This is a genomic window from Streptomyces sp. CNH287 (genome assembly GCF_000424825.1).
The window spans coordinates 199,668-222,295 of record NZ_AUKQ01000003.1; the positions used below are offsets into that span (position 1 = coordinate 199,668).

18 protein-coding genes and 1 tRNA gene are annotated in these 22,628 nt (G+C 72.3%); 5 read left to right on the forward strand and 14 right to left on the reverse strand.

Going from position 1 to position 22,628, the window contains the following annotated elements:
- Positions 1–14: 14 nt before the first annotated feature.
- The 4 genes from H299_RS0100860 to H299_RS0100875 all read right to left on the reverse strand — a co-directional run bounded on the left by H299_RS0100860 (position 15) and on the right by H299_RS0100875 (position 4,805).
- The gene (locus tag H299_RS0100860) at positions 15–1,439 is read right to left on the reverse strand and encodes a GH1 family beta-glucosidase (protein ID WP_027746868.1); all 1,425 of its coding nucleotides are present in this window, start codon (positions 1,437–1,439) and stop codon (positions 15–17) included.
- A 132-nt stretch (positions 1,440–1,571) separates the two neighbouring features.
- Positions 1,572–2,498, reverse strand: coding sequence for a carbohydrate ABC transporter permease (locus tag H299_RS0100865; RefSeq protein WP_486587123.1), 927 nt, complete (start codon positions 2,496–2,498; stop codon positions 1,572–1,574).
- Complete coding sequence (locus tag H299_RS0100870; RefSeq protein ID WP_027746870.1) at positions 2,420–3,472, reverse strand: ABC transporter permease subunit; 1,053 nt, start codon at positions 3,470–3,472, stop codon at positions 2,420–2,422. Before H299_RS0100870 ends, H299_RS0100865 begins: the two co-directional genes overlap by 79 nt.
- A gap of 13 nt (positions 3,473–3,485) precedes the next feature.
- A complete protein-coding gene (locus H299_RS0100875) occupies positions 3,486–4,805 on the reverse strand; it encodes an extracellular solute-binding protein (RefSeq protein WP_037757216.1) in 1,320 nt (439 codons plus the stop codon).
- Between the two features lie 200 nt (positions 4,806–5,005).
- On the opposite strand from H299_RS0100875, the gene H299_RS0100880 reads away from it, so the two are divergent.
- Together H299_RS0100880 and H299_RS31440 are read left to right on the forward strand one after the other, a co-directional pair.
- Complete coding sequence (locus H299_RS0100880) at positions 5,006–6,037, forward strand: LacI family DNA-binding transcriptional regulator (RefSeq protein ID WP_027746872.1); 1,032 nt, start codon at positions 5,006–5,008, stop codon at positions 6,035–6,037.
- A gap of 99 nt (positions 6,038–6,136) precedes the next feature.
- Positions 6,137–6,790: a peptidoglycan DD-metalloendopeptidase family protein gene (locus tag H299_RS31440; RefSeq protein WP_078512360.1), complete on the forward strand. Its 654-nt coding sequence runs from the start codon at positions 6,137–6,139 to the stop codon at positions 6,788–6,790.
- 81 nt (positions 6,791–6,871) lie between these two features.
- Here the strand turns inward: H299_RS31440 and H299_RS0100890 are convergent.
- The 3 genes from H299_RS0100890 to H299_RS0100900 all read right to left on the reverse strand — a co-directional run bounded on the left by H299_RS0100890 (position 6,872) and on the right by H299_RS0100900 (position 8,991).
- A tRNA-His gene (locus H299_RS0100890) sits at positions 6,872–6,944 on the reverse strand.
- Positions 6,945–7,013: 69 nt separating this feature from the next.
- Positions 7,014–7,622, reverse strand: coding sequence for an oligoribonuclease (gene orn, locus H299_RS0100895; RefSeq protein ID WP_027746873.1), 609 nt, complete (start codon positions 7,620–7,622; stop codon positions 7,014–7,016).
- Positions 7,623–7,755: 133 nt separating this feature from the next.
- Positions 7,756–8,991: a helix-turn-helix domain-containing protein gene (locus H299_RS0100900; RefSeq protein ID WP_027746874.1), complete on the reverse strand. Its 1,236-nt coding sequence runs from the start codon at positions 8,989–8,991 to the stop codon at positions 7,756–7,758.
- A gap of 863 nt (positions 8,992–9,854) precedes the next feature.
- Between H299_RS0100900 and H299_RS0100905 the strand changes: the two genes are divergently transcribed.
- Positions 9,855–10,376, forward strand: a complete 522-nt coding sequence (locus H299_RS0100905) for a universal stress protein (RefSeq protein WP_027746875.1) — start codon at positions 9,855–9,857, stop codon at positions 10,374–10,376.
- Positions 10,377–10,770: 394 nt separating this feature from the next.
- Here the strand turns inward: H299_RS0100905 and glmS are convergent, their stop codons facing one another.
- Both glmS and H299_RS0100915 read right to left on the reverse strand, forming a co-directional pair.
- Positions 10,771–12,585 carry a glutamine--fructose-6-phosphate transaminase (isomerizing) gene (glmS, locus tag H299_RS0100910; protein WP_027746876.1) on the reverse strand — a complete coding sequence of 605 codons (1,815 nt, stop codon included), beginning with the start codon at positions 12,583–12,585 and terminating at the stop codon, positions 10,771–10,773.
- A gap of 53 nt (positions 12,586–12,638) precedes the next feature.
- Positions 12,639–12,926 (reverse strand): hypothetical protein, encoded by a 288-nt coding sequence (locus H299_RS0100915; RefSeq protein WP_027746877.1) that lies wholly within the window; start codon positions 12,924–12,926, stop codon positions 12,639–12,641.
- Positions 12,927–13,117: 191 nt separating this feature from the next.
- On the opposite strand from H299_RS0100915, the gene H299_RS0100920 reads away from it, so the two are divergent.
- Positions 13,118–14,746 carry a beta-N-acetylhexosaminidase gene (locus H299_RS0100920; RefSeq protein ID WP_078512362.1) on the forward strand — a complete coding sequence of 543 codons (1,629 nt, stop codon included), beginning with the start codon at positions 13,118–13,120 and terminating at the stop codon, positions 14,744–14,746.
- A gap of 63 nt (positions 14,747–14,809) precedes the next feature.
- Here H299_RS0100920 and H299_RS0100925 read toward each other — a convergent pair whose 3' ends face one another.
- Genes H299_RS0100925 through H299_RS0100945 form a run of 5 tightly spaced genes read right to left on the reverse strand, consistent with a single transcriptional unit; the run spans position 14,810 to position 21,725 of the window.
- A complete protein-coding gene (locus H299_RS0100925) occupies positions 14,810–15,730 on the reverse strand; it encodes a DUF4429 domain-containing protein (RefSeq protein ID WP_027746879.1) in 921 nt (306 codons plus the stop codon).
- Between the two features lie 45 nt (positions 15,731–15,775).
- Positions 15,776–16,939, reverse strand: a complete 1,164-nt coding sequence (locus H299_RS0100930; RefSeq protein WP_027746880.1) for an acyl-CoA dehydrogenase family protein — start codon at positions 16,937–16,939, stop codon at positions 15,776–15,778.
- Between the two features lie 4 nt (positions 16,940–16,943).
- Positions 16,944–17,912, reverse strand: coding sequence for a hydroxymethylglutaryl-CoA lyase (locus H299_RS0100935; RefSeq protein ID WP_051261995.1), 969 nt, complete (start codon positions 17,910–17,912; stop codon positions 16,944–16,946).
- Positions 17,909–20,080 (reverse strand): ATP-binding protein, encoded by a 2,172-nt coding sequence (locus H299_RS0100940; protein WP_027746882.1) that lies wholly within the window; start codon positions 20,078–20,080, stop codon positions 17,909–17,911. Before H299_RS0100940 ends, H299_RS0100935 begins: the two co-directional genes overlap by 4 nt.
- 13 nt (positions 20,081–20,093) lie before the next feature.
- Positions 20,094–21,725: a carboxyl transferase domain-containing protein gene (locus H299_RS0100945; protein ID WP_027746883.1), complete on the reverse strand. Its 1,632-nt coding sequence runs from the start codon at positions 21,723–21,725 to the stop codon at positions 20,094–20,096.
- A 184-nt stretch (positions 21,726–21,909) separates the two neighbouring features.
- Here H299_RS0100945 and H299_RS0100950 point away from each other — a divergent pair, with 184 nt between their 5' ends.
- The gene (locus tag H299_RS0100950) at positions 21,910–22,536 is read left to right on the forward strand and encodes an SACE_7040 family transcriptional regulator (RefSeq protein ID WP_106965687.1); all 627 of its coding nucleotides are present in this window, start codon (positions 21,910–21,912) and stop codon (positions 22,534–22,536) included.
- The last annotated feature ends 92 nt before the right edge of the window (positions 22,537–22,628 follow it).

Consider the following 22,628-nt stretch of genomic DNA (forward strand, 5'->3'; position numbering starts at 1 on the left):
CAGCCGTCCCCTGCCTACGCGTCCGGCAGCCGCCCCGTGCGCGCCAGGTCCGCGTACCAGTGGGCGCTGGACTTGGGCGTGCGCCGCTGGGTCTCGAAGTCCACGTGCACGGCGCCGAAGCGCTTGCTGTACCCGTACGCCCACTCGAAGTTGTCCAGCAGCGACCACAGGAAGTAGCCCCGTACGTCGGCCCCACCGCCGAGCGCGTCCAGGACCGCGCTCAGGTGCCGGCGCAGGTACGCGATCCGCTCCGGGTCGTGCACCCGGCCCTGGGCGTCCACCTTGTCGTCGTAGGCGGCGCCGTTCTCGGTGACGTACAGCGGCAGGTCGGGCGCCTCGCGGGAGAAGCGCAGCAGCAGTTCGGTCAGGCCGCCGGGGTCGATGCCCCAGCCCATCTCGGTGCGTTCGCCGGGCGGCTGGTGGAAGGCGACCCGGTCGGCGCCGGGCCAGGGCGAGTGGGCGCTGGCGCCGTGCCCGTCGTCGCGCACCACCGCGCCGTCGCCGGGGACGGCGGAGACGACGACCGGCGTGTAGTAGTTGAGGCACAGCCCGTCCAGCGGCTGCCGGACGGCGGCCAGGTCGCCGTCCCTTACGAACGACCAGTCGGTCAGCCGCGCGGTGTCCGCCAGCAGGTCCTCGTCGTACGCCCCGTGCAGCATCGGGCCGCTGAAGATCCGGGTGGCGAGTGCGTCGATGCGGCGGGCCGCGTCGCGGTCGGCCGGGTCGTCGGAGCGGGGGCGCACGGCCGCGGGGTTGAGACTGACCGTCAGCTCGGCGGGCGCGGGCAGGGTGTCGCGGAGGGCCCGCACGGCCAGGCCGTGGCCGAGGTTGAGGTGGTGCGCGGCGCGCAGCGCGTCGACGGGGTCCGTGCGGCCGGGGGCGTGGACGCCGGAGCCGTAGCCGAGGAAGGCGCTGCACCAGGGCTCGTTGAGGGTGGTCCACATCCGTACGCGGTCGCCGAGGGCCTCGGCGACCAGGAGGGCGTAGTCGGCGAAGCGGTGGGCGGTGGTGCGCTGCGGCCAGCCGCCCGCGTCCTCCAGGTCCTGCGGCAGATCCCAGTGGTAGAGCGTGAGCAGCGGGGTGATGCCCTTGGCCAGCAGCTCGTCGACGAGCGCGCGGTAGAAGTCCAGGCCGCGCTGGACGGCGGGGCCGCGGCCGGTGGGCTGGACGCGGGACCAGGAGACGGAGAAGCGGTAGGCGGACATGCCGAGTCCGGACATGAGCGCGACGTCGTCGCGGAAGCGGTGGTAATGGTCGCAGGCGGTGTCGCCGGTGTCGCCGCCCGCGGTCTTGCCGGGGGTGTGCGAGAAGGTGTCCCAGATGGACGGGGTGCGGCCGTCCTCGCGGGCGGCGCCTTCGACCTGGTAGGCCGCGGTGGAGGTGCCCCAGAGGAAGCCGTCGGGGAACCCGGTGCGGGACGTGCAAGGGTGCTGAGACATGGAAGCGCTCCCATTCGTGGGCCGTGCAAGGCCGTGCGGAGAGGTGCGGAGAGGTGGGTTCGGGGATCAGGGGGACGGGGGGGCCGGGGTGCCGGGGTCAGGGGGCCGTGCCGGGGAACGCCCGGCCCGGGCTCAGCCCTTGACGGCCCCCTGCATGATGCCGCCGACGATCTGCCTGCCGAAGAGCGCGAACGCGAGCAGCAGCGGCAGGGTGCCCAGCAGCGCACCCGCCATGATCACCGACTGGTCGGGGATGTAACCCCGGCCGAGGCCGGTCAGGGCGACCTGGACGGTCGGGTTCTCCTGCGTCAGGGCGATGATCGGCCAGAAGAACTCGTTCCACGCCATGACGAAGGTCAGCATGCCCAGCACGGCCATCGCGGGGCGGGCCACCGGGAAGACGATGTGCCAGATGACCCGCAGGCTGTGCGCCCCGTCCACCCGCGCGGCCTCGATCAGTTCCGTCGGCAGGGCGCTGATCAGGTACTGCCGCATGAAGAAGACGCCGAAGGCGCTCACCATCATCGGCAGGACGACGGCCTGGAGCTGGTTGGTCCACTCCAGTTCGGCGATGGCCATGAACAGTGGGACCACGCTCAGCTGGGGCGGGACCATCATGGTGCCGATCACCAGGAGCAGCAGCAGGTTCTTCGCCCGGAAGCGCAGTTTGGCGAAGGCGAATCCGGCCAGGGTGGCGAAGAGCACGGTGGTGAAGGCGATCGAGCCTGCCACGACCGTCGTGTTGAGCAGCGCCTTGCCCATGTTCGCGTCGCTCCAGGCGGTGCCCAGGTTCGCGAAGAGGTTGCCGCCGAACCAGAACGGCGGCGGTGTCTCGGCGAGCCGCGCGTTGTCCCGGGAGGCGGCGATCGCCGTCCAGACGAGCGGGAAGAGCGAGCCGAGGGTGAAGACGATCAGGACCGCGTACGTGATCCGGCCGCCTCGCAGGTGGTTTCCGGCGCGTGGTGCCATCGGGTGCCTCCTCACTGGCTTTTCTGTACCCGGCGGCTGATCAGCCAGTTCACCAGGCCGATCACCACCAGGATCAGGAGCATCGTCCAGGCGATGGCGGAGGCCCGGCCGAGATGGAAGTTGAACCAGCCCTGTTCGTAGAGGTAGAGCCCCAGGGTCTGGTACTGGTGCGAGGCGCCCCCGGTCTGCGTGCCGCCGAAGAGCAGCGGTTCGCCGAAGAGCTGGGTCGCGCCGATGGTGGAGACGACGACGGTGAAGAGGATCGTCGGGCGCAGCGCCGGAATCGTGACGTGCCGGAACTGCTGCCAGCGGGACGCGCCGTCCAGCGCGGCCGACTCGTACAGGTCGTCCGGGATGGCCTGCATCGCGGCCAGGTAGATCAGCGCGTTGTACCCCGTCCAGCGCCAGATCACGATGGTGGACACCGCGAACTGCGAGCTCCAGGTGCCGTTCTCCCAGTCCACGGGGTCGATCCCCACCGAGCCGAGCGCCCAGTTGAGCATCCCGTAGTCGCGCCCGTAGATCATCGCGAACACCAGGGTGGCGGCGGCCACCGAGGTGGCGTACGGGGTGAGGACGGCGACCCGGAAGAACATGGAGCCGCGCAGCCGGTAGTGGAGCAGGTGCGCCAGGCCGAGCGCCATCAGCAGCTGCGGCACCGTGGAGAGGACGCCGATGGTCAGGGTGTTGCGCAGGGCCTGCCAGAAGAACTCGTCCTCCAGCAGCTGGGAGTAGTTGTGCAGTCCGGCCCATTCCATCCGGGTCGGACTGTGCAGCGAGACCCGGTGGAGGGAGGCCCAGCCCGTGTAGAGCAGCGGGAAGAGGCCGAAGGCGGCGAAGAAGAGGAAGAAGGGCGAGATGAGGAGGTAGGGGCTCCAGCGGGCGTCGCGCCGGTAGCGGCGGCTGCGCCGGGCGGCCCGGCGCGCGGCGGCGTCGGCGGGCCCGCCGGACTTCCCGCGCCCGCCCGGCCTCCCGCGCCTGCCGGGTGCGCCCGGGGCGCCCGGGGGCCGGGCCGCGCCCCCCGGAGAGGCGGGGGGCACGGCGTCCAGGTGTTCGGCGGTCACGCGGCGGCCCCGGTCACGCGTCGAGTGCGTTGTCGACCGACTTCACCGCGGCCTTCCAGCCTTCGTCCGGTGACTTGCCCTGCTGTTCGACCTGCCGGATTCCCTCGGCGATCTTCTCGTTGATGATCTGGTCCTTCGGGCCCAGGATGGAGGTCGGTATGTTCTTCGCCGCGTCCGAGAAGATCCGCCCGATGGGCGCGTCGCCGAAGTACTCGTGTTCGGCGTTCTTGACTTCGGGCAGTTCGAAGGCGGTCTGCGAGCTGGGGAAGCTGGCCTGCTTCTGGAAGAGCTTCGCCTGCTGCCGCGGAGCGGTCAGCCACGCGGCGAGTTCGGCCGCCTCCTCCTTGTGCTTGGCGGCCTCGGGCACGGCGAGGAAGGAGCCGCCCCAGTTGCCGGGCTTGGGCGCGGCGGCCACGTCCCAGGCGTCCGCGCTCTTCTCCCCGGCCTTCTCCTTGATGTAGCCGAGCATCCAGGGCGGGCAGGCGACGGTGGCGAAGTCGCCGTTGGCGTATCCCTGGTCCCAGCCGGTGTCGAACTGCTTGAGCTTGGCGGTCATGCCGCCCTCCGCGGCCTCCATCGCCAGGTCCCAGGACGCCTGGACGGACGCGCTGTCCTTGTAGACCGCCTTGCCGTCCTCGTCGTAGTTCTTCTTCTCGTAACCGGCCAGCGAGCCGTTGTAGAGACCGGCGGCGCTGTCCATGTAGCTGGTGCCCTTGGGCGCCTTCGCCATGTATCTCTCACCCGTGGCCACGTACTTCGCCCAGTCGCCGGCCCACAGCTCGCCGACCTCACCGCGCTCGGTGGGCAGCCCGGCCTTCTCGAAGAGGTCCTTGCGGTAGCAGATGGCCATCGGGCCGATGTCGGTGCCCAGTCCGATGACCTTGCCGTCCCCGGTCTTCGCCTGGTCCCACTTCCACGGCAGGTAGCTGTCCTCCTCGACCCCCGGCGCCTTCGAGAGGTCGGTGAACTTGTCGGCCTGGATGGCGGCCAGTTCGTTGATGTTGCTGACTTCGACGGCCTGGATGTCCTGGAGGCCGCTGTTCGCGGAGAGGCGGTTCAGCAGGGCGGGGTAGTAGTCCTCGCTGCGCTCGGTGGAGTTCTCCTTGATGGTGATGTGCGGGTTGAGCTTCTCGTACTCGTCGTACAGCCCGGCCTGCTGGTAGCCGAAGACTCCGAAGACGCCGACGGAGAGGGTGATCTCGCCCCCCTTGCCGTCCGCCGGGCCCCCGCCGCTGTCCGAGGAGCAGCCGGCGAGCAGCCCGGCGCCCAGTGCGGCGGAGACGCCCAGCGCGGCCAGGCGGAATGAGGGTGAGCGGGTTCTGCTGCGGTGCATCGCGACCTCCCGTGCGTACAGGACATGAAGGGATAGGGCAGAATCAGAGCGCTATGCACGAGTGGGAGCGCTCCCACTCGTGATGCCTTGAAGAGTCGCGGACCCCGCACGGGGTGTCAAGGAGTGGCACAGCGATTCCCCCTGAACGGGATGTAGTTGAATGAATCCGTTGTCGGCGGACGGGTTCGGGTGAGGTGTGCATGGGAGCGGTACGCGGGGGACGGGCCGCCAGGCCCACACTGGAGCAGGTCGCCGTGCGCGCGGGCGTCGGGCGCGGCACCGTCTCGCGGGTGATCAACGGGTCACCCCTGGTCAGCGACCGTACGCGGGCCGCGGTCGAGGCGGCGGTGGCCGAGCTGGGGTACGTGCCGAACCGCACCGCGCGCGCCCTCGCCGTCGGCAGGACGGACGCCATCGCCCTCGTCGTGCCCGAGCCGCAGATACGGCTGTTCTCCGAGCCCTACTTCTCCGGCATCCTGCGCGGCGTCAGCGAGGAACTGGCCGACACCGACATGCAGTTGCTGCTGACCCTCGTACGCGACCAGCGCGAGCGCGACCGCTTCGCGCAGTTCGTCTCCGCGCACCGGGTCGACGGCGTGCTGCTGGTCTCCGTGCACAACGACGACCCGCTGCCCGACCTGCTGGAGAGCATCGGGATGCCCGTCGTGCTCAACGGCCGCCGCACCAGCGGCGAACCGCTGCCGTACGTCGACTCGGACAACGTCGGCGGTGCCGCGCTGGCCGTGGAGCACCTGATCGGGCGGGGGCGGCGCACGGTCGCGACGATCACCGGGCCGCTGGACATGTACGCGGCGCAGTGCCGCCTGGAGGGCTACCGCGCGGCGCTGCGGGCGGCCGGCCGCGAGGCCGACGCGTCGCTCGTGCGGCACGGCGACTTCACCGAGGAGAGCGGCCACCGGGCGATGCGCGAGCTGCTGGTGGGCAACCCGTCGGTGGACGCCGTCTTCTGTGCCTCGGACGTGATGGCCGCGGGCGCCCGGGTGGCGCTGCGCGAGGCGGGGCGGTCGGTGCCCGGCGAGGTGGCGCTCGTCGGCTTCGACGACTCCTCGGTCGCGCGGCACATGGACCCGCCGCTGACGACCGTGCGCCAGCCCATCGAGGAGATGGGGCGCACGATGGCGCGGGCGCTGCTGGAGGAGATCGCGCAGGAGGCGGTGGACAGGCCGCACGAGGTGCTGCCCACGGAGCTGGTCCGCCGCGGCTCGTCCTGAACCGCGGGGGTTCTGGCCGAGGGCCGAGCCGGCCCGGCCGTCACTCCGACGGACAGTGCCCGAGTGCGTACGGCCGGTGTCTGTACTTGGCTCACAGGCATGAATTCAGCGACTCGACGCTCGATAGCTCCGTTCCGTCGCGCGGTCTGCGGCACGCTGACGACCGCTCTTCTCCTCGGCGGCACCTGGGGGCTCGCCGCCGCTCCCGCCCCGGCGGCCGCATCGCACCAGGGGGGCGCGCGCCACCTCTCCGGCGAGCCGGCCAACACCGAGCCGTACGCCGTGGGCGGCCCCTGGCAGACGCTGCGCTCCCACGTCTACGGCGAGTGGCCCGCCGGGTCACCCGGCTCCTGGTCGAGCCCCGTGGCGAAGGTCCGTGTCTCCGCCCCCTACGGCATCCGCGGGAACTGGACCGCCGGCCATCACACGGGCATCGACCTCTCCGTCCCCGTCGGCACTCCCGTGCGCTCGGTCGGCTCCGGCACCGTCGTCTTCTCCGGCTACTCGGGGGACTACGGCCACACGGTCACGATCCGCATGACGGACGGGAAGTACACCCTCTTCGCGCACCTCTCGCAGCGCCAGGTGAAGAAGGGCGACCGGGTCAAGGCCGGGACGCTGCTGGGGAAGTCCGGCAACAGCGGCCGTACGACCGGGCCGCATCTCCACTTCGAGGTCCGCGAGAAGCGGGCCTACGGTACGGACGTCGACCCGGTGGCCTACCTGGCCCAGCACGGCGTCCGCGTCCGCTGATCCGGCGGCCCGCGCAGCCGGGGCCGGTGGGAACGATCAAGGCCCGGCCCCGCTTGCGCGGGCCGGGCCTTGATCGATGAGGGTGAATGACGGGACTTGAACCCGCGACATCCTGGACCACAACCAGGTGCTCTGCCAACTGAGCTACATCCACCATGACCGGCGCTTCTCGTCCGGCCCAGAAAGAGTGTACAGGGTCGGCCGGGGTGCTCGCGCCCGGTATTCACGCGGGGGAGGAGGACCCCGCGTGGCGTGCCGCGATCTTCTTCGCGGTGTCCGAGTCGGGCCCCGGATGCGGCACGAAGATCGCCTCCCGGTAGTAGCGCAGTTCGGCGATGGACTCCCGGATGTCGGCCAGCGCGCGGTGGTTGCCCTGCTTGTCCGGACTGTTGAAGTAGGCCCGGGGATACCAGCGCCGGGCCAGCTCCTTGACCGAGGAGACGTCCACGATCCGGTAGTGCAGATGCCGCTCCAGTGCGGGCATGTCACGGGCGAGGAAGCCCCGGTCGGTCCCCACGGAGTTCCCGCACAGGGGCGCCTTGCCGGGCTCGTCGGCGTGCTCGCGCACGTAGGCGAGGACCTGGGCCTCGGCGTCCGCCAGCGTGGTGCCGCGGTCCAGCTCGTCGAGCAGTCCGGAGGCGGTGTGCATGGCGCGCACCACCTCGGGCATCGACTCCAAGGAGGCGTCGGGCGGGCGGATCACGACGTCCACGCCCTCACCGAGCACGTTCAGCTCGGAGTCGGTCACCAGTGCGGCCACCTCGACGAGCGCGTCCTCGGTCAGTGAGAGGCCGGTCATCTCGCAGTCGATCCACACCATGCGATTGTTCATACGTTTCACCCTACGTCGCCCAGCTCGGGAGCTGTCCTCGCCCTGCCGCCGCCACCCGCCCGCCGCCGCAGTGGAGCGGCGGCGGCGAGCGGGCGGAGACCGGGCGTACGGGACGACGGCGATCGTACGGGGGCTACGGGGACGAGACGCCCCAGCTGCGGCCCCGCTGCCTCGGCAGTTTCGGTGCGTAGGCGTCCGACTCCGGTTTGCCGGGCTCGGGCCGGCCGTCCCCGCCGCCTCCGTGCGGCACCGCTCCCTCGTGCTCCCCTTCGGCGGCTGCCGCTGCCGCCACCGCCTCCTTGCGCGCGTCCGGGATGCGCGCCTCGCCGCCCTCGCCGTCCGGCCGCCGCGCCCGGTACGCCGCCCGGTAGGCGGCGGGCGAGGCCCCCAGCTGGCGGCGGAAGTGCCCGCGCAGCGCGACCGGCGACCGGAAACCGCACCGGCTGGCGACTTCGTCCACCGAGTAGTCGGACGTCTCCAGCAGCCGCTGCGCCTGGAGCACCCGCTGGGTGATCAGCCATTGCAGGGGAGCGCTGCCGGTCAGTGAGCGGAAGCGTCGGTCGAAGGTGCGGCGGCTCATGTACGCACGGGCGGCGAGCGCCTCCACATCGAACTGTTCGTGGAGGTGTTCGAGCGCCCAGGCGACAACTTCGGCCAGCGGGTCCGCACCGATCTCCTCTGGTAAGGAGCGGTCCAGATGCCGGGGATGCCCTGTGTCGACCCCGTTGTTGCGGCGCGGTGGTACGACCAGGCGCCGCGCGAGCGCCCCGGCCGCGTCGGCGCCGTGGTCGGTGCGGACGACGTGCAGGCAGAGGTCTATGCCTGCCGCCGTGCCGGCCGAGGTGAGGATGTCGCCGTCGTCGACGAACAGCTCCCGCGGGTCGACGTGGACGGCCGGATAGCGCTTCGCCAGCGTGGGCGCGTACATCCAGTGCGTGGTCGCCGGGCGGCCGTCCAGCAGGCCGGCCGCCGCCAGCACGAAGGAGCCGGTGCACAGCCCGATGATCCGCGCGCCTTCCTCGTGTGCCCGGCGCAACCCGTCCAGCGCGGCGGGTGGCGGCGGCTGGGTTATGGAGCGCCACGCCGGGACCACCACGGTGCCCGCGCGGGAGAGCGCCTCCAGACCGTACGGCGCCGAAAGCTCCAGGCCGCCGGTGGTGCGCAGCGGCCCGTCCTCGCCCGCGCAGATCAGCAGGCGGTAGCGCGGCACCCCCGCGTCCTGCCGGTCGATCCCGAACACGGAGAGCGGGATGGAGCTTTCGAAGATGGGTCCGCCACTGAACAGCAGCACGGCGACGATCTCGCGCCGACGGCGCGCGGCCAGCTTGCGGGCGGTCGACGCCGGACCGTTCGTGGAGTCCTGGCTCATTGGACCTAAGCCCCCCTCAATCGTCGCGTCCTCTCGGTCCTGCACTTCTCCCCCGCGGCGATAGCCAAGATCGAATCTACTGTGTCGGATGAGGTCGGAGTGACAACTTCAGCACCCGACGTTATGTCGACAAGGCAACTTGGCGTAAAGCATTCGATCACGAAGCGTTCCACTCGGCGAGCGTGTTGGGTAGTGCGCATCCCCCTCCTGCCCTGCCACCGTAGGGTGCGCGGCCCCGGTGCGCTCCTTTCCCCCCAGGTGGCGGCGGTGTTGAGGGTAGCTGCACGCAAGGTACGTACCACGTGCGGAAGTTGGCCGAAAAACGCAGGGGATCTGGGGTTCTTCAGGTTTGTGCTCCGGCGTGCGCCCCCCATGCACCCCCTCGTGCTTCCGGTCGTGGCGAATTTCGGGCGGATGTCGGGGTGTGCGGGCGGCCGAATGACGCGCTTCGTGCTGCCCGGCTGCCCGGCTGGGTGTCGTTCCGCCATCGCGCCTCCCGTCAGTGCCGCCGCCACATTGGCAGGGTGACACGAAAGGGTATCGATCGGGTGATCGCACGGACACGAAGGGTGTCCCGGAGTGGGTCGTGAGAAGGCGGCGCGGCCGGGAGGCGCAGGTGGCAGGCGGCCGGGCGGCGGCGGTAAGGGGTGCGGGTCGGCATTGCGCAAAGGCCCCGGCTCCGGCATGCTCCGGGGTCTACGCGCCGTGGACGGCCGCTCCGTCCGCGGTGAACGACGGGGAGTGTCGCCGTACCCTTGGGGTAAAGGGTAGGGAAAGATGCTTCCCAGTCGTCGTTCCGACGCTCGTACCGACAAGACAACCACCGTCCCCCTCCGCAAGAGGACTCCCTCGCCGAGATAGCCATGGCTGGACACGAGATCCCCGAACCCGCGGACCGCAAGCAGGTCGCCGATCCGACGGCGGCACCTGGCGCGGCGGAGCACGCCCGTGAGGGCTGTGATCCAGCGTTCAAGCATGGCGTCGTCGTGGGATTCGACGGCTCCATGTCAAGTGAGCGGGCACTTGCCTACGCGATCGGCATGGGTGTTCGGACAAGTTCCGGACTGATCATCGTCCATGTCGCGAACCGGCTGCCGACGACGGTGTGGGCGGGCTGCGAGCCCCCCGTCTTCGTGGACGTGCCGGACCACCGCACGGAGGTCCTCGGCCTGGAGCTGGCCTGCGCGGACCACCTCTCCCAGGTGCCCTGGATTCTGGTCGAGCGCGGCGGCGACATCTGCCACGAGCTGGAAGAGGTCGGCCAGGAGTACGAGGCGAACGCGATCGTGGTCGGTTCCACGCACGGCCTGGTCGGGCGGATCTTCGGCTCGGTCGCCGGGCGGCTGGCGCGCCGCGCGCAGCGTCCCGTCGTCGTCATCCCCTGACCGCGCCTCCGGCGGGCCGCCGCCGTCTGCCGCTCCGCCGCGCGGGGCCGTACCGGGTCGCATGGGCGGCCGCATCGGGGTCGCTGGTGCGAACTCCTGTACGCCGCCCCCCGCTTCCGCCGCCGCCCGCGGTGAATCCGGCACAATCCATCGCCTCGCGGAGGTGCATTGTGCGCTTGTGAGGGGCATACAGAAAGCAGCGCGCTGCCGGACGGGAGGTGACGGTCCCGTACGCGGCAGCACACCGCCGGCGTTATGGGCAACGCCGGCCAGGGAGGCGGACTCCCGCGCGGTTGGTGGCCCGCGCGGGAGTTTGCTGCCCCTCTTCGACCTACCCCTCTTCGACCTGCCGCTCTCCGGTCCGTTCGGCTCCGGAAGCTGTGCGCCTTGGGGGCTATTCGACGGTGACGGACTTGGCCAGGTTGCGGGGCTTGTCGATGTCCCGGCCCAGGGTCAGCGCCGTGTGGTAGGCGAGCAGTTGCAGCGGGATGCCCATCAGGATCGGGTCGAGTTCCGGCTCGTTCCGGGGCACCACGAGGGTGTGGTCGGCCTTCTCCTGCTCGCTGTGCGCGACGGCCAGGATGGTGCCGCTGCGGGCCTTGATCTCCTCCAGCGTGGCCCGGTTCTTGTCCAGCAGTTCATCGTCCGGGAGGATCGCCACGGTCGGCACCGCGGGCTCGATCAGCGCCAGCGGCCCGTGCTTCAGCTCGGAGGCCGGATACGCCTCGGCGTGGATGTAGGACACCTCCTTGAGCTTCAGGGAGGCCTCCCGCGCCACCGGATAGCCCCGTACGCGGCCGACGAACATCATGCTCCGGGCGTGTGCGTAGTCGGCGGCCAGCTTCTCGATCGCCGCCTCGTCGGCGAGGATCTCGGCGATCTGGCCGGGCAGCTTGCGCAGCCCCTCGATGATGCGGCGGCCGTCGGCGACGGACAGGTCGCGGATGCGGCCCAGGTGCAGGGCCAGCAGGGCGAAGGCGACCGCGGTGTTGGTGAAGCACTTGGTGGAGACGACGCAGACCTCGGGCCCGGCGTGCACGTACACGCCGCCGTCGGTCTCCCGCGCGATGGCGGAGCCGACGACGTTCACCACCCCCAGCACCCGGGCGCCTTTGCGCTTGAGCTCCTGCACGGCGGCGAGCGTGTCGTAGGTCTCGCCGGACTGGCTGACGGCGAGGTAGAGCGTGTCGGGGTCGACGACGGCGTTGCGGTAGCGGAACTCGCTGGCGGGCTCGGCGTCGGCCGGAATCCGGGCCAGCTCCTCGATCAGCTGGGCGCCGATCATGCCCGCGTGGTAGGCGGAGCCGCAGCCCAGGATCTTCACCCGGCGCACGCCGCGCGCCTCGCGGGCGTCCAGGTTGAGCCCGCCCAGGTGCACGGTCGCGAAACGGTCGTCGATCCGCCCGCGCAGCACCCGGTCCACCGCGTCGGCCTGCTCGGCGATCTCCTTGTGCATGTACGTCTCGTGGCCGCCCATGTCGTACGACTCGGCCGCCCACTCCACGGTCTCCGGCGAGGTCGAGGTGCTGGAGCCCTCGGTGGTGTAGGTGCGGTAGTCCTCCGCCTTGATGGTCGCCATCTCGCCGTCGTCGAGGGTGACGACCTGGCGGGTGTGCGAGACGAGCGCCGCGACGTCGGAGGCGACGAACATCTCGTGCTCGCCGATGCCCAGCACCACGGGGGAGCCGTTGCGGGCGACGACGATGCGGTCGGGGAAGTCGGCGTGCAGCACGGCGATTCCGTAGGTGCCCTCGATGTGCCGGAGCGCGTCGCGGACCCGGGCCTCCAGCGTCTCCTCGGTGGCCCGGCCGATCAGATGGGCCAGCACCTCGGTGTCGGTGTCGGAGACGAGCGCGACGCCCTCGGCGTTGAGCCGGGCGCGCAGATCGTCGGCGTTGTCGATGATGCCGTTGTGCACGACCGCCACCTTCTCGGCGGGGTCGAGGTGGGGGTGCGCGTTGACGTCGTTGGGCGCGCCGTGGGTGGCCCAGCGGGAGTGGGCGATGCCGGAGGTGCCGGTGAAGCGCTTGGGGATGCGGGATTCCAGCTCCCGTACGCGGCCCTTGGCCTTGACGGTGCGCAGACCCGAGGTCTTGCTCTGGATCGCGATGCCCGCGCTGTCGTACCCCCGGTACTCCAGGCGCTGGAGTCCTTCCAGGAGCAGCGGGGCGACGTCCCGCTTGCCGATGTATCCGACGATTCCGCACATGCGCTTCTCCTGGGGCAGTGGGGCGGTGGGCAGTTGGTGGGTGCGGCCGGGGCTCAGCCGTAGACGATGCGGCGCAGCTGCCGCTGGGAGAGTTCGGGCGGTGCCACGGCGCGGTGGGGCAGTTCGGCCGCGATCCGTTCGAAGATCTCCACGTTCACCAGTCCCCGGGAGCGCAGTTCGCGGTGGCGGCGGCGTACGAACTCCTCCGCCGTCTCGTCGAAGTAGGCGAGCACGTCCAGTACGACCCGGGCCGCCTCACCTCGCGGCAGCGCGGTGGTGCGGACCAGGTGGTCGATCAGGTCGTCGTGGACCGGGGTCACCGGCGTCCGGCGTTCGGGCACCCGTTGATACTGGGCTGCGGGGGAGGGGGTTCGCAAGAATCCTGCCCGATATCGGGCAGGAGTGGAGCCAATAGGGTGTGCATTGGTCTGCACCTTGACCGTGAGCGGGCTCCGCGGTACGAGTGTGTGAGCGAACGATCGCCCTGTGTGCATATCCGGCCGCCCCGCGACGGGGCCCGAAGGGACCACCCGTGAGACGCCTCTGGCCCGCGCTGTGCTGTGCCGCCCTGCTGGTGACCGCCCTCCCTGGCTCCGTGCCGGCGGCGGCGTCCGGCACGGTGGGGAGCGCCGGAGCCGTGCCCTCCGCCACGCCCTCCGCCGCGGAGCCGAGGCCGCTGGACCACGTCATCCCGGCCCCCGCCTCCGTACGGCCGGGCGGTGCCCCGTACGTGCTGAGGGAGGACGCCCGGGTCCTGGTGCCCGAGGGCTCCCCCGAGGTGCGCGCGCTCGGGCAGCGGCTGGCCGGGCTGCTGCGCCCGGCCACCGGATACGCGCTGCCGGTGACCGTAGCGGGGCGTGGGAAGGGCCGGGCGGACGGCGGCATCCGGCTCGCACTCGGCGGGCCGCGGCGGCTGGGCGCGGAGGGGTACCGGCTGGACGCCTCGCCCGGCGGCGTCGTGCTGAGCGCCCGCACCCCGGCCGGACTCTTCTACGGCGTGCAGACGCTGCGGCAGCTGCTGCCCGCGCGCGTGGAGGCGCGCACCGAGCAGCCCGGCCCGTGGCAGGTGGCGGGCGGCCGGATCACGGACGTGCCGCGCTACGGGTACCGCGGCGGGATGCTCGACATGGCCCGGCACTTCCTCCCGGTCGAGCAGGTCAAGCACTACGTCGACCTGCTCGCCATGTACAAGATCAACAAACTGCACCTGCACCTCTCGGACGACCAGGGCTGGCGGATCGCCATCGACTCCTGGCCCCGGCTGGCCGAGTACGGCGGCAGCACGGAGGTCGGTGGCGGCGAGGGCGGCCACTACACCAAGGCGGACTACCGGGAGATCGTGCGCTACGCCGCCGAGCGGCACCTGACCGTCGTACCGGAGATCGACATGCCGGGGCACACCAACGCTGCCCTCGCCTCGTACGCCGAACTCAACTGCGACGGGGTGGCGCCGCCGCTGTACACCGGTGTCGAGGTGGGCTTCAGCTCGCTGTGCGTGCCGCTGGAGCGCACCTACGACTTCGTGGACGACGTGGTCCGGGAGATCGCCGCCATGACGCCCGGCCCCTATCTGCACATCGGCGGCGACGAGGCGCACTCGACCAGCCCGGAGGACTTCGAACGCTTCATGGTCCGGGCGCAGGAGAGCGTCGCCACGTACGGCAAGACCGTCGTCGGCTGGCACCAGCTGGTGGACGCGCGGCCGGCCGAGGGCGCCGTCGCGCAGTTCTGGGGGCGGAGTCCGCACGCGCCCCAGGTGGCCGAGGCGGCCCGGAACGGCACCCGGCTGATCATGTCCCCGGCCAACCGCGCCTACCTGGACATGAAGTACGACAAGGACACGCCGCTGGGGCTGTCCTGGGCGGGCTACGTCGAGGCGAAGCAGTCCTACGACTGGGACCCGGGCGCGTACATCGAGGGGGTGCCGGGCGAGGCCGTGCTCGGCGTCGAGGCGCCGCTGTGGACCGAGACGCTCCAGACGGACGACGAGCTGGAGTTCATGGCCTTCCCGCGGCTGCCGGGGATCGCGGAACTCGGCTGGTCGCCCGCGTCGACGCACGACTGGGGTGACTACCGCACACGGCTCGCGGAACACGGGCCGAGGTGGGAGCGGCTGGGGATCGACTACTGGCGTTCACCGGAGGTGCCCTGGAACGGCTGAGCCACCGCGGGGCGGGGGCAGGCTCCGGGTGCAGGCGGCGGGGGCAGAAGGCGGGGCACGCCGTCAGAAGCGGTCCAGTATCGCCTTCTTGGCCGCGGCGAACTCGGCGTCCGTGAGCACTCCCGCGCGGTGCAGCTCCCCCAGTTCCCGCAGCCGCCGCAGCAGTCCGTCATGATCGACGGCGTCCGCTCCGCCACCCTTGGCCAGCGCCACGGGCGCGGGGGTCTCGACAGGCGCCGGCGCGGCCCCGGCGGACGCCGGGAACGGCTCGCTGCCCGAAGGGTGCGGCAGCCGGGCCGTGACCGCGGCGGCCAGCAGCACCGCGCCGCCCGTCTCGCGCGCCTGGCGGATGCCCCACAGGGTGAGGCAGTTGGGGTCGTACTGCGGCTTGAGGGTGGCGTGTGCCCCCTTCGGGCGGAAGCGGAGGCTGCCGCTCTCCCAGCCGACGGCAGGGGTCCACTCCACCCCTGTGAGGTCGTGCAGCGGGAAGCTGCGGGGGCCGCCGGAGGACTTGCTCTCCTCTGTTATCCAGTTCCACTCGACCTGGACCCGCTCGCCGTCGAACGTGGCGGTGCCGTCGGTGCCCGCGCCGGTCAGCGGCACGGCCGGACCCGGCAGCAGGTACCGGTCGCACGGGCCGTCCGGGACCTGGTCCAGCAGCAGCGCCTGACGCACCTCGTCCACGAAGTACTCGGCGACCCCGGAGCGGTCCGGCTCGACCGCGAGCTGGTACGGGTCCGAGGGGTCGGGGAGCCGGCCGCGCGCCACCTGGGAGAGCGGATCGGCCCCCTCACGCAGCCGGAGCCGCAGCCGCCCGCCCCTGCGGCCCGCCTCGAAGGCGACGCCCGCGACGGCCGCCAGCGGCACGGACACCTCGCCCAGGCTCCTGCGCAGGGCGGGCACGCTCTTGCCGCTGCCGGGCACGATCCGCACGGTGTCGCCGTCGAAGGTCCAGGTCCCCGCACGCTGGATGATTTCCGCCATGGGCAGATTGTCTCAGTGCCCGCGCCGCAGCCGGAGCGCGCGTGCTCAGCCCACGCCCAGCTCTCGCGCGATGAGCATGCGCTGGACCTCGCTGGTACCCTCACCGATCTCGAGGATCTTGGAGTCCCGCCACATCCGCGCCACCGGGTACTCGTTCATGAAGCCGTAGCCGCCGTGGATCTGGGTGGCCTCGCGGGCGTTGGTCACCGCGATCTCGGAGGAGTACAGCTTGGCCAGCGCCGCCGCCTTCTTGAACGGCTCGCCCGCCAGCAGCCGCGAGGCGGCGTCCCGCCAGGTGACCCGCGCCGTGTGGGCGCGCATCTCCATGTCGGCCAGCTTGAACTGGATCGCCTGGTTGGCGCCGATGGGCTTCCCGAAGGCCGTCCGGGTCTTCGCGTACGCCACCGACTCGTCGACGCAGCCCTGGGCCAGGCCGGTGGCGAGCGCCGAGATGGCGATCCGGCCCTCGTCCAGGATGCGCAGGAACTGGGCGTACCCGCGGCCCTCCTCGCCCAGGAGGTTCGCCGCGGGCACGCGCACGTCCGCGAAGGACAGTTCGCGGGTGTCCGAGGCGTTCCAGCCGACCTTGGAGTAAGGGGCCGCGACGGTGAATCCGCGGGTGCCGGACGGCACGATGATGCTGGAGATGAGCGGCGAGCCGTCCTCCTTGCGGCCGGTGACGGCCGTGACCGTGACCAGCCCGGTGATGTCGGTGCCCGAGTTGGTGATGAAGCACTTGGTGCCGTTGATCACCCACTCGCCCGTGCCCTCGTCCCGCACGGCGGTCGTACGGGTGCCGCCGGCGTCCGAGCCGCAGCCCGGCTCGGTCAGCCCGAAGGCGCCCAGCAGCTCCCCGGAGCACATCCGGGGCAGCCACTCGCGCCGCTGCTCCTCGGTGCCGAAGCGGTAGATCGGCATCGCGCCGAGGGAGACTCCGGCCTCCAGGGTGATCGCCACCGAGGAGTCGACGCGCGCCAGCTCCTCCAGGACGAGGCCGAGCGCGAGGTAGTCCCCGCCCATGCCGCCGTACTCCTCCGGGAAGGGCAGGCCGAACAGGCCCATCTCGCCCATCTGCCGGATGATCTCGTACGGGAATTCGTGGTTCTCGTAGAAGTCGCCGATCTTGGGGGCGATGACGTCGTGGGCGAACGCCTCCACCGTGCGGCGCAGTTCCTCGTGCTCGGAGGTCAGGCGGTGGTCCAGGGACATGGGGTCACTCCTTGTGGGAGAGGGCGCGGACGGTACGGGACGGGCTGGGGCGGCCCAGCCGGTCGGCCATCCACACGCTGGTGGCGGTGAGGCGGCCGAGGTCGACGCCGGTTTCGATGCCGAGGCCGTGCAGCATCCACACGAGATCTTCGGTGGCGAGGTTGCCGGTGGCGCTCCTGGCGAAGGGGCAGCCGCCCAGGCCGCCCGCCGAGGCGTCCACCGTGCTGACTCCGTGCTGGAGCGCGGCGAGGGTGTTGGCCAGGGCCTGGCCGTAGGTGTCGTGGAAGTGGACGGCGAGGAGGGCGGGCGGGATGCCCGCCTCCGCCAGGCCGCCGAGCAGGGCCGCGACGTGGCCCGGGGTGGCGACGCCGATGGTGTCCCCGAGGCTCAGCTCGTCGCAGCCGTAGTCCAGCAGGCGGCGGCACACCCGGAGGACCTGGCCCGGGTCCACCGGGCCCTCCCACGGGTCACCGAAGCACATGGAGAGATAGCCGCGCACCGTGGCGCCGCTGTCCTTGGCGCGGGCGACGACCGGTTCGAAGACGGCCAGCGACTCCTCGACGGTGCGGTTGAGGTTGGCCTTGGCGAAGGACTCCGTGGCGCTGGCGAAGACCGCCACCTCGCGCGCGCCGAGGGCCAGCGCGCGGTCCAGCCCCCGCGCGTTGGGCACGAGCACGGGGAGGCGGACGCCGCCCAGGTCCGCGAGGCGCGGGTAGAGGTCCTCGGCGTCGGCCAGCTGCGGCACCCACCGGGGGTGCACGAAGCTGGTCGCCTCGATCGTGCGCAGCCCGGCGGCGGCGAGCCGGTGGATGAACTCGGCCTTCACCTCGACCGGGACGACGGCCTGTTCGTTCTGCAGGCCGTCCCGGGCACCCACCTCGTGGATGCGGACCACGGGCGGCAGGGTCTCCACCGGCGCGGTCATGGGCAAGCCGTCGGGGATCGGGAGGCTCTGGGGCGGGCCGGCGGTCATCGGACACCCTCCTCCCGCGCACCGGCGGAGCCCGGTTCCGTGCCGCCCGGTGCTGCGGCGTCCGGCTCCGCGGCGTCCGGCTCCACCACGGCGAGCACCTGGTCCATCGCGACGGTGCTGCCCGCCCGCACGTCCAGCTCGGCCACCCGCCCGTCGTACGGCGCGACGATGACGTGCTCCATCTTCATCGCCTCGACCACCAGCAGGCTCTGCCCGGCCGTGACGGTATCGCCGACGGCGGCCTTGACCACCGTCACCGTGCCCGGCATGGGCGCGGTGAGCGCGTCCCCGCCGTGTGCTCCGGCCGCGCCCCGCAGGGCGGCCTCCACCGGGTCGTGGTCGAGAAGTTGCCAGCTGTCGGCGGAGCGGCCGAGCCAGCAGCTGCCCACAGCGCTGACGTGCCGGAAGTGGTGGCTGACCCCGCGCCATTCCAGCCGCAGGGCGTCCGCCGCGCCGTCCCGGGTCAGCCGGGCGGCACCGGGCTCGCCGTCCGCGCCGACCCGGACCTCCGCCGCGTCCGCGAAGCCGCGCACCCGCACGGCCACCGGCTCGCGGCCCGGGGCCCGCAGATGGTGCACCGTCCAGGCCGCCGTACCGCCCAGCCGCCAGCCGCTCGGCACCGAGAAGGGGTCCGTCCACCCGCTGGGCTCGCCGGACCCTCCGGTGCTCTCCGTGCCGCCGGTGCCCTCCGTGCCGCCCGCGTCGCTCCCGCCGCGCGGCGCCAGGGCGGCCTGCCGCAGCAGGGCCGCCGCCGCGTACACCTCGTCCGGCACGCCCTCCTGGACCAGCGTGTGCGCGTCACGGTCCACCAGGCCGGTGTCCAAGTCGCCCGCCACCACGGCGGGATGGGCGAGCAGCCGGTGCAGGAACGCGGTGTTCGTCTCGACGCCCAGCACGGCGGTGCCCGCCAGCGCGGTGCGCAGCCGGTGCAGCGCGGACCGCCGGTCCGGCCCGTGCGCGATGACCTTGGCGAGCATCGGGTCGTACGCCGTGCCGACCTCCATGCCCGCCACCAGCCCGGAGTCCGTACGCACCCCGGGGCCGCGCGGCTCGCCGAGCAGCCGCACGCTGCCCGCCGACGGCAGGAAATCCACGCGGTCGCCCGCCACTCGGGCGCTCTCGGCGCAGATCCGGGCCTCGACCGCGTGGCCCGTCAGCCGGATGTCGCGCTGGGCGAACGGCAGCGGCTCGCCCGCCGCGATGCGCAGCTGCCACTCGACCAGGTCCAGGCCGGTGACCATCTCCGTCACCGGGTGCTCGACCTGGAGCCGGGTGTTCATCTCCATGAAGTAGTACGCGGCCGGGCCCTCGCCGGGCGCGAGGCCGCCGCCGGGCACGATGAACTCCACCGTGCCCGCCCCGCGGTAGCCGCAGGACTTGGCGGCGTCCACCGCCGCCGCGCCCATGGCCGCCCGGGTCGCCTCGTCCAGCAGCGGGCTGGGCGCCTCCTCGATGATCTTCTGGTGGCGGCGCTGGAGCGAGCACTCGCGCTCGCCGAGGTGGATCACCTGGCCGTCGCCGTCCGCCAGGATCTGGATCTCGATGTGGCGGGGGCGGTCGATCCAGCGCTCCACCAGCAGCGTGTCGTCCCCGAACGAGCCGCGCGCCTCGCGCCGGGCACCGGCGATCTCGTCGGCCAGCAGGGCCTCGTCGCGCACCAGGCGCATGCCCTTGCCGCCGCCGCCCGCCGAGGGCTTCAGCAGCACCGGCATGCCGATCTCCCGCGCGGCGGCGACCAGTTCGGCGTCCGTCAGGCCGCTGCCTGAGGAGCCCGGCACCACCGGTACCCCGGCCGACCGCACCCGCTCCTTGGCGCGGATCTTGTCACCCATCAGCTCGATCGCGTCGGCCGGCGGACCGATGAACACCAGCCCGGCCCGCTCGCAGGCGCGCGCGAAAGCGGCGTTCTCCGCGAGGAAGCCGTAACCCGGGTGGACGGCCTGCGCGCCCGTACGGGCGGCGGCGTCCAGCAGGCGCTCCACGCGGAGGTAGCTCTCGGCTGCGGGGGTGGGGCCGATCCGGACGGCCGTGTCGGCCTCCCGGACGTGCCTGGCGTCCGCGTCCGCGTCGCTGTACACCGCGACGGAGCGGACGCCGGCCTCCCGCAAGGTCCGGATCACCCGCACCGCGATCTCGCCGCGATTGGCCACCAGCACCGTGTCGAACATCGTCATGCCCCCCTCACATCCGGAAGACGCCGTAGTGCGGCACGCTCGGGTCCCGCTGCGGCAGCGGCGCGTTGGCGCAGGCCGTGAGCGCGAGACCGAGCACCGTCCGCGTCTCCAGCGGGTCGATCACGCCGTCGTCCCACAGGCGGGCACTGGCGTAGTACGCGTCCCCCTGCTGCTCGTACTGCGCGCGCACGGGCTCCCGGAAGGCGTCCTCGTCCTCCTGGCTCCACTCCTCGCCGCGCGCCTCCAGTTGGTCCCGCTTGACGGTGGCGAGGACCGAGGCGGCCTGCTCGCCGCCCATCACCGAGATCTTGGCGTTCGGCCACATCCACAGGAAGCGCGGCCCGTAGGCCCGGCCGCACATCGAGTAGTTCCCCGCGCCGTACGAGCCGCCTATCACCACCGTCAGCTTGGGGACCCTGGTGCAGGCGACGGCCGTGACCATCTTGGCGCCGTGCTTCGCGATCCCGCCCGATTCGTAGGCCCGGCCGACCATGAAGCCCGAGATGTTCTGGAGGAAGAGGAGGGGGATGCCGCGCTGGTCGCACAGCTCGATGAAGTGCGCGCCCTTCTGGGCCGATTCGGCGAAGAGAATGCCGTTGTTCGCGACGATGCCGACCGGGTGGCCCTGGACGCGCGCGAAGCCGGTGACCAGCGTCGTGCCGTACTCCGCCTTGAACTCCTGGAAACGCGAGCCGTCCACCAGGCGGGCGATCACCTCCCGCACGTCGTACGGCGTGCGGGAGTCGGCGGGGACCGCGGCGTACAGCTCGGCCGGATCGGCCGCGGGCTCGACAGCGGGCCGCACCGGCCACGGCAGCGGGGCGCGCTCGGGCAGCGTGCCCACGATGTGCCGGACGATGCGCAGGGCGTGCGGGTCGTCCTCGGCCAGGTGGTCGGTCACCCCGGAGACCCGGGAGTGCACCTCGCCGCCGCCCAGCTCCTCCGCCGTGACGACCTCGCCGGTCGCGGCCTTCACCAGCGGCGGGCCGCCGAGGAAGATGGTGCCCTGGCCGCGCACGATCACCGCTTCGTCGCTCATCGCCGGTACGTACGCGCCGCCCGCCGTGCAGGAGCCGAGCACCGCGGCGATCTGCGGGATGCCCGCACCGGACATCCGCGCCTGGTTGTAGAAGATCCTGCCGAAGTGGTCGCGGTCGGGGAAGACCTCGTCCTGCATCGGCAGGAACGCGCCGCCGGAGTCGACGAGATACACGCACGGCAGGCGGTTCTCCAGCGCGATCTCCTGGGCGCGCAGGTGCTTCTTGACCGTCATCGGGTAGTACGTGCCGCCCTTGACCGTGGCGTCGTTGGCCACGACGACCACCTCGCGGCCGGACACCCGGCCGATGCCGGCGATCACCCCGGCCGCCGGTGCCGCGTCCCCGTACATCCCGCCGGCGGCCAGCGGGGCCAACTCCAGGAACGGGGACCCCGGGTCCAGCAGGGCGTCCACCCGGTCGCGCGGGAGCAGCTTGCCCCGCGCGGTGTGCCGGGCGCGGGCCCGCTCGCCGCCGCCGAGCCGCGCGGCGGCCAGCTTCTCCCGCAGCCGCGCCGCCAGCTCGCGATGCGCTGCGGCGTTCGCCAGGGCGGAATCGGATGCCGGGTCGACGCTGCTGACCAGCGTCGTTGCCTCCTCCATGCCGCGGAGCCCCCTTGCTCTGTGCGTGCCTGGTGCGTGCTTGGTGCCATGCTCTGTACGTACTGCCTGCGGTGCGCGCGGCGCCGCCGCGCTCGGGCCGTGCGGGCGCTCCGCGCCGAAGCAGCGGTTAATCTCCGTTAACGTCCGTCCTCAAGGTTAACGAGCATTAACCCGGCTGTCTAGAATGTGCGGCATGAGCACGGAGACAGTCCTCCCCACCCGTCGTGAGCAGATCCTGCGCGAGGCCGCGCGCCTCTTCGCCGAGCGCGGCTTCCACGGCGTCGGCGTGGACGAGATAGGCGCGGCCGTCGGGATCAGCGGGCCAGGCCTCTACCGGCACTTCGCGGGCAAGGACGCCATGCTCGCCGAGCTGCTGGTCGGCATCAGCGAGCGGCTGCACGAGGGCGGTCGCAGGTGCACGGAGCAGACGGCGGCGGCCGGGCTCGCCCCGGAGGCGACGCTCGACGCCCTGATCGCGGGCCACATCGACTTCGCGCTGGACGACCGGCCGCTGATCACCCTGCACGACCGCGAGCTGGACCGGCTGCGGGAGGCCGACCGCAGGCAGGTGCGGAAGCTCCAGCGGCAGTACGTCGAGATGTGGGTCTCCGCCGTGCGCGCCCTCTATCCGGGGCTGACCGAACTGGAGGCCCGGGTCTCCGTGCACACGGTGTTCGGCCTGCTCAACTCCACGCCCCGGCTCGGCGGCCCGGCCGCGCGCCCCGACCGCGCCACCACGGCCGCGCTGCTGCACCGGCTCGCGCGGGGCGCGTTCGCGGCGGTGGGGGAGACCCCGGGCACCGGCGGCTGAGCCGTGCGGCCGGTGCGGCGGCGCGGCCGGTGCGCCCGCAGCGTCGCCGCCCCCTCCGCGCGCCTTCGTCCGCCATGGACAGTCCCGGCTCC